This is a genomic window from Bradyrhizobium sp. P2_E8, assembly GCF_056403875.1.
This window is the reverse complement of the sequence record NZ_JBFUES010000441.1, coordinates 1-5,978: the sequence shown is the minus strand read 5'-3', so window position 1 is coordinate 5,978 and position 5,978 is coordinate 1. Positions and strand designations below refer to the sequence as shown.

Here is a 5,978-nt window from a genome sequence, read left to right as displayed (position 1 = left end):
GGCCGAACACTTCCTCGGTGAGCTGGCCGGCCTCCTTGAGCTCGAAGATGTGCGGCTCGACGAAGCAGCCCTCGGGCGCAGGGCCGGCAAAGTGCAGCCGCGCCTCGGTCTTCATCCGCGCGATATGCGCCTCGAGGCGCTGCTTGGCCTCGAGGTCGATCACCGGCCCGACATGGGTTGCGACATCGGAGGGATCGCCGATCTTCAATTCCCGCGCGGCGCCCGCGATCATCTCGATCATGCGGTCGGCGACGTCCTCCTGCACGAACAGGAGCCGCAGCGCCGAGCAGCGCTGGCCGGCGGAACGAAACGCCGAGGTCACGACGTCGTCGGCGACCTGCTCCGGCAGCGCGGTGGCATCGGCGATCATCGCATTGATGCCGCCGGTCTCCGCGATCAGCGGCACGATCGGCCCGTCCTTGGCCGCGAGCGTCCGGTTGATGCTGCGGGCGACCTCGGTCGAGCCGGTGAAGACGATTCCGGCGATATCGGGGTGCGCGGTCAGCACGGCGCCGATGCGGCCGTCGCCGGTGGCGAGATGCAGGGCGCTCTTGGGAATGCCGGCCTCGTGCAGCAGGGCTACGGCCTCGCGCGCGATGCGCGGCGTCTGCTCGGCGGGTTTTGCGACGACGCTGTTGCCCGCCATCAGCGCTGCCGTGACCTGGCCGAGGAAGATCGCCAGCGGAAAATTCCACGGCGAGATCGCGACGAAGACGCCGCGGCCGCGCATGGCGAGCGCGTTGCTCTCGCCGGTCGGGCCCGGCATCGCCGTCTCGCTGCCGAACAGCTTGCGGCCCTGCGCGGCGTAGTAGCGGCAGAAGTCGGCGGCTTCGCGCAACTCCGACAGCGCATCGTCGAGCGTCTTGCCGCCCTCGCGCTGGAGCAGCGCGATGAAACGGGCGCTGCGGCTCTCCAGCAGATAGGCGGCCTGCTCCAGTGCTGCCGCGCGCGTGCCCGCCGGCGTCCGGCTCCAGGCCGCAAAACCCGTACGGGCGCCGGCCACCGCTGCGTTGGCCTGGTCCGGCGTTGCATCGGCGATCGGCTTCGGATCGGCTGCCGCGGCCTTGACGTCCGTCAGTAGCTGGTCGAGCGCGGCGCGTGCGCCGAACTCAACGCCGCGCGAATTGCGCCGCTCCGGCGCGAACAGATCGCAGGGGAGCGGAATCCTCGGATGGGCCGCCGCTTGCGGCCGGACGATGGCATCCGCCGGACGCTGCAACAGCGCCGGGACCGGGACGCGATAGTCGGCCGCCTGCGCCACGAAGGAGGAGTTGGCGCCGTTCTCCAGCAGCCGCCGCACCAGATAGGCGAGCAGGTCGCGATGGCTGCCGACCGGAGCATAGGTGCGGTAGGCGATGTCAGGGTGGTCCTTGGCGAGCTGCTCGTAGAGCGCCTCGCCCATGCCGTGCAGGCGCTGGAATTCGAAGCCGCCGCCGTCCCCGGCCATCTCCAGCACGGTCGCGACCGTCAGCGCATTGTGGGTGGCGAATTGCGGGAAGATGCGCGGCCGCAAGCCGAGCAGCTTCGAGGCGCAGGCGACGTAGTTCAGGTCCGTCATCGCCTTGCGCGTGAACACGGGGTAGCCGTCGAGCCCGCGCTCCTGCGCGCGCTTGATCTCGGTGTCCCAATAGGCGCCCTTGACCAGCCGCACCATCAGCTTGCGGTCATGCGCCCGCGCCAGCGCATCGACATAGTCGATCACCGCACTGGCGCGCTTCTGATAGGCCTGGATGGCGAGCCCAAAACCGTCCCAGCCTGCAAGCGAGGGATCGGCCAGCGTTGCCGCGATCACGCCGAGCGACAGCTCCAGCCGGTCCGCTTCCTCGGCGTCGACGGTGAAGTTGAGATCATGGGCCTTGGCGCGCTGCGCCAGATCGAGCAGCTGCGGCACCAGCTCGGCCATCACGCGCGCGTGGCTGATCGCCTCGAAGCGCGGATGCAGTGCCGAGAGCTTGACGGAGATGCCGGGCCGGTCGGGCAGGGGATGGTTGCCGGCCGCCTTGCCGATCGTCTCGATCGCGCTGGCATAGGCGTCGAAATAGCGCCTGGCGTCCGCCGCGGTGCGCGCGCCTTCGCCGAGCATGTCGAAGGAGTAGCGCGTCTTCTGGCCGGAGCGCGGCTTGCCTCGCTCCAGCGCCTGCTCGATGGTCTCACCCAGCACGAAGTGATTGCCCATCAGCCGCATCGCCTGGCGCGTGGCGGTGCGCACCGCCGGCGCCCCTAACCGCTTCACCAGCCGGCCGATGGTGCCGTCGGGCGTCTCGCCGGGCTGGATCACCCGCGCCGACAGGCCGAGCGCCCAGGCCGAGGCGTTGACGAGGAAGGCGGTGGACTTGGTCTCGTGATGGATGAAGTCGCCCTCGCCGAGCTTGTCCTCGATGAACTGGTCGGCGGTGCGCGCGTCCGGCACGCGCAGCAGCGCCTCGGCCAGCACCATCAGTGCGAGGCCCTCCTTGGTCGAGAGCGCGAACTCCCGCAGCATGTCCTCGACCCCGCCGAGCCGGTCGTCGCGCTTGCGGATCGCCTCGATCAGCCGCGTCGCGGTGCGGTCGATCCGCGCTTCCTGCGGCGGGGACAGATGCGACGCCGGCAGGAGGCGGGCGGCGATCTCGGTATCATCGGGCGCGTAGGGGGCGGTGAAGGAAGGCGGGATGTTCGGCATGGCGTGTCCTGTGGCTCAAATCCAGGATAAGGCCCACGTTACCGTAGTTCGATAGACAAGTTAGCCTGTTTGCCTTAGAAAATGAAGACAGATATCATGATAGCCAGATAAAATATGGAACTTGATCGGATCGACCGGAGAATCCTCGCCATTCTGCAGGAGGATGGGCGAATCGCCAATGTGGAGCTCGCCGAACGCATCGGCTTGTCGCCGACATCGATCGGCGAGCGGCTGAAGCGCCTGCAGCGCGAGGGCTTTGTCGAGGGCTATGGCGCGCGGCTCAATCCGCACCGGCTTGGCCTCGGGCTTCTGGTGTTCGTCGAGGTGCTGCTCGACAAGACCACGCCCGACAATTTCGAGCGCTTTGCGCGCGCGGTGAAACTCGCGCCTGAGGTGCTGGAGTGTCACATGGTTGCCGGCGGCTTCGACTATCTTGTGAAGGCGCGGCTTGCGGACATGACGGCGTATCGGCGCTTCCTCGGCGAGACCCTGCTGTCGATGCCGGGCGTGCGCGAGACGCGGACCTACGCGGTGATGGAGGAGATCAAGCGCGACGCACCGTTGCCGGTGGGCTGACGAAGTGCCGTCGCGATTGTCATTGCCATGGCGTTGAACAAGCGGTCTTGCAAGGAAAAATAGCTCTCCGTGTGCAATCGCAACGCCTGTCGTCGAATGCACTGGCCGTTTTCTGAAATTTTTTTGGCCCGGCTCCCGGATTGATCCGGGAGGCAGCAAACGCTGGCGGGCTTATACTTTGAGGTTTTCTGCGGAGGTCTTGCCCCGGTTTGCGATCTCTTCGTATTCCACCGTCTGTCCCTCGTTGAGGGTGGACAGACCGGCTTTCTGCACCGCCGAGATATGCACGAACACATCCTTGCCCCCCGACGCAGGCTGGATAAATCCATAACCCTTCGTCGGGTTGAACCACTTGACCGTACCTTTAGCCATCACGACTTCTCCGCGGGTCTTCCTCCGAGATCTCGAACCGCCAGTCCCCGCCAACCGGCCGGTTCGGTCCTAACAGGATACGCGGAATGTGGCAGGCTTGGTAGCTCAAACCACATCAGGCTTTTGCCGAATTCCGCTCAACTTCGCGGCGTTTTTGCCGATTTTGCCCGTTTCGCGGTCAATCGGCCTGCGCGCCGTCAATACGTCGTGGCCAGATAATCGACGATCTTGCCGACATCGGCATCGTCGATCGGTGCGCCATAGACCTTGATCATCTTGGTCACCTCGGCTTGCCAGAAGCCCTTCTTATCCTTCATCGGCGGCTGCGTGTTGACGTAGTCGGCCGAGTGGCAGGCGCTGCAATTGCCCTGTACGACCTCGAGATTGGGGCCGGGCTTGAAGGCGGCGACCTCGTCGGGCGTCTTGTAGTTGATCGGCGCCGCAAATGCCGAACCCACCACGGCGGCGAAAGCGAGCGAGATGGCGAGGAGAACGGTGCGCTGCATGATCATTCTCCCCTCAGGCCACGCTGACGCGGACGGTTTCGACGACGTTGCGCAAATAACCCGCCGGGTTCCAGCGCGGCGTGTCCGGCTGGGTCTCGCCGCCATTGCCGGTGGCGCGGACCTTGAGCTCGTACGAGCCGGCCGCGAGCTTCACCGGCAGCTTCCATTCGCGGAACGCGTATTTGCCGAGGTCCTTGCCGAGCCTGGCGTTCGTCCAGATCTTGCCGCCGTCGGTGGAGACCGCGACGTCCTTGATGCCCTTGCCGCCGTCGAAGGCGATGCCGCGCAGTGTCGTGGCTCCAGCCTTCAGCCTGGCGCCGTCAGGCACGCTGGTGATGAAGGAGCGGATGGTGAAGCGGTTGATCGGGATGGTCGCCTTCGGCGCGGTGCCGGGCTCGATCGCGTTGTTCGGGGTATCAGGAATGCGATAGGCCGACTTCATCCAGAAGCCGTCATAGACATTGTCGATGACGGTGATCTCGTTGAGGTGCTTGACCCAGTAGGTGCCGTAATAGCCGGGCACGATCAGGCGCAGCGGGAAGCCGTTGAGGAACGGCAGGTCCTCGCCGTTCATGCCATAGGCCAGCATCACCTCGCCGTCGCTGGCGTGATCGATGTCGAGCGCCTTGATGAAGTCAGGCGTCTTGTCGCTGACCGGACCGTCCATGCCGTTGAACGTGACCTGCCTGGCGCCGCTCTGCACCCCCGCCATATCGAGCACGGTCTTCAGCGGCACGCCGCGCCAGCGCGCGCAGCCCATGGCGCCGTTGGCGAGCTGACCGCCGGCGACACGCGGCTCGAAGAAGCCGCGGCTGTTGCCTGAGCATTGATTGACGGCGACGGTCTCGGTCGCCTTCATCTTGCGGATGTCCTTGAGCGACAGCTTGAGCGGCTTGTCGACCTTGCCCTTGACCTCGAGCGTGAACTTGTCGGGGTCGAGATTGTAGGGCAGGTCGGACAGGTGATAGCGCACGAAGAACGCGTTGTTCGGCGTGATCGGGCCGTCGTTGAACACCGCGAACGGCGTCTCGAGCTGCGGCGGCCGGCTGGTCAGGCCGATCATCGGCCGCTTCTGCGGATATTTCACCAGCGGCCGTTCGCCATTGGCGAAGGGCAGGGTGACGGTGTCGAGTGCCAGCGCTTTGGTGGAGTTCAGTGTGGCCGCCATGGCGGCAAGCCCCGCTCCTTTGAGCAGGTCGCGTCGATCGAACATCTGGTCCCCTCCCGGAGCTTTTCGTTGGATCGCGGTCATCACCGCGATCCCGCGTTCATCTGTCGCAACGATGCCGATGAAGTCAATTCGTGCTTTCGCAGCAGGCCCATGCCGCTGCATTGCAGCAAGCCGGTGTTACGGGGAGAGGCGAAGAATCAGGCCGCGACGCGCGCGCTGCCCTCAACCAGCGCCGACAGCTCCCTGGCATCCGCAACCACGCGCACGGCCATCGGCTCGTCGCGGCCGCGGATCGCGACCTCCTGCTGCGGCAGCGCGTCGTCGGCAAGGCCGGCGGTGCGGCGGACCTCTTCCGAGACGATTGCTTCACAGGCCAGCGTCTTGGTCATGTCCTGGAGGCGGGCGGCGACGTTGACGGCGTCGCCCAGCGCCGTGAACACGATGTGATCGCGATAGCCGATGTCGCCGATGATGACCTCGCCGCCGTGAATGCCGATGCCGAAGCGGATCGGCTGGCGCAGATCGTGGCTCAGCAGCTCGTTGAGCTCGTCGATATGCGTGGCGATGCCTGCGGCCGCTTTCAGCGCCTGCCGGCAGGCCGCTTGCGGATCGGCCGACAGCCCGAACAGCGCCAGCATGCCGTCGCCGACGAACTGGTTCGGCTGGCCGCCGTTCTCGACCACGGCCTGCG

General features: G+C 66.1%; 6 protein-coding genes. 1 reads left to right on the top strand and 5 read right to left on the bottom strand.

Features of this window, described 5'->3' with window-relative positions:
• Nucleotides 1-2,662, bottom strand: a 2,662-nt coding sequence (putA, locus tag AC1D00_RS23035; RefSeq protein ID WP_477012232.1) for a bifunctional proline dehydrogenase/L-glutamate gamma-semialdehyde dehydrogenase PutA, incomplete at its 3' end; no start/stop codon positions are given.
• Between the two features lie 114 nt (nucleotides 2,663-2,776).
• Between putA and AC1D00_RS23030 the strand changes: the two genes are divergently transcribed.
• The gene (locus AC1D00_RS23030; RefSeq protein ID WP_027547147.1) at nucleotides 2,777-3,238 is read left to right on the top strand and encodes an Lrp/AsnC ligand binding domain-containing protein; all 462 of its coding nucleotides are present in this window, start codon (nucleotides 2,777-2,779) and stop codon (nucleotides 3,236-3,238) included.
• Between the two features lie 171 nt (nucleotides 3,239-3,409).
• On the opposite strand, the gene AC1D00_RS23025 is transcribed toward AC1D00_RS23030, so the two are convergent.
• The 4 genes from AC1D00_RS23025 to AC1D00_RS23010 form a co-directional block, all read right to left on the bottom strand.
• Nucleotides 3,410-3,610: a cold-shock protein gene (locus AC1D00_RS23025; RefSeq protein WP_008563500.1), complete on the bottom strand. Its 201-nt coding sequence runs from the start codon at nucleotides 3,608-3,610 to the stop codon at nucleotides 3,410-3,412.
• Between the two features lie 197 nt (nucleotides 3,611-3,807).
• On the bottom strand, nucleotides 3,808-4,116 hold the full coding sequence (gene sorB / locus AC1D00_RS23020) for a SorB family sulfite dehydrogenase c-type cytochrome subunit (RefSeq protein ID WP_167771308.1): 309 nt from the start codon (nucleotides 4,114-4,116) through the stop codon (nucleotides 3,808-3,810).
• Between the two features lie 13 nt (nucleotides 4,117-4,129).
• Entirely contained in the window at nucleotides 4,130-5,329 is a 1,200-nt protein-coding gene (sorA, locus tag AC1D00_RS23015; protein ID WP_477012231.1) for a SorA family sulfite dehydrogenase catalytic subunit, read from the bottom strand.
• A gap of 155 nt (nucleotides 5,330-5,484) precedes the next feature.
• A partial coding sequence (locus tag AC1D00_RS23010) for an adenylate/guanylate cyclase domain-containing protein (RefSeq protein WP_477012230.1) occupies nucleotides 5,485-5,978 on the bottom strand: 494 nt, incomplete at its 5' end.

Coding starts and splice junctions, on each gene's coding strand:
- AC1D00_RS23025 (WP_008563500.1), bottom strand. CDS start 3,610: ATGGCTAAAGGTACGGTCAAGTGGTTCAACCCGACGAAGGGTTATGGA.
- sorA (WP_477012231.1), bottom strand. CDS start 5,329: ATGTTCGATCGACGCGACCTGCTCAAAGGAGCGGGGCTTGCCGCCATG.
- sorB (WP_167771308.1), bottom strand. CDS start 4,116: ATGCAGCGCACCGTTCTCCTCGCCATCTCGCTCGCTTTCGCCGCCGTG.
- AC1D00_RS23030 (WP_027547147.1), top strand. CDS start 2,777: ATGGAACTTGATCGGATCGACCGGAGAATCCTCGCCATTCTGCAGGAG.